The organism is Capnocytophaga sp. oral taxon 326 str. F0382, from assembly GCF_000318295.1.
In the GTDB taxonomy this organism is placed as follows: Bacteria; Bacteroidota; Bacteroidia; order Flavobacteriales; family Flavobacteriaceae; genus Capnocytophaga; species Capnocytophaga periodontitidis.
Genome location: NZ_KB291468.1, coordinates 1 through 392, shown reverse-complemented (window position 1 = coordinate 392; position 392 = coordinate 1). Strand labels below are relative to the sequence as shown.

The window sequence follows — 392 nt, the reverse complement described above, 5'->3', positions numbered from 1 at the left end:
TACTATGTACGAAATCTACGAGGTAAAACCTAATACTGCCGAAGCTGATCACCCCATTCATAAGATGATTGAAAATAAACAGATCAATGGGGAATTATATATTTGTCCAGATACAGGTCAGTATTATCCTCAAGTGTATTTGTGTGGTGCTAATGCTTCTGTGAATTTAAAAGTAAATGTTTCTAATGCTACAAACTTTGTATGGCAGAAAAAAGGCAACTGTAATGCTAAAGAAGCGCAGCGCTTTAAAGAATGCCCTCCAAGCCTTGAATCCTATAATTGTACTTGGGCAAATGTGCATAGTAACAACGGCACTACCACTCAATATACATTTAATCAAGAAGGTGACTATCGTTTAGTAGTAACTTATAGCAATGGAGGTGGTAATTGTG

Annotated in this window: 1 protein-coding gene; it reads left to right on the top strand. The window is 36.5% G+C overall.

Annotation, left to right across the window (positions count from 1 at the left end; translation table 11 throughout):
* Window positions 1-4: 4 nt before the first annotated feature.
* The coding region (locus tag HMPREF9073_RS15765; protein WP_157453532.1) for a hypothetical protein at window positions 5-392 on the top strand (388 nt) is incomplete at its 3' end.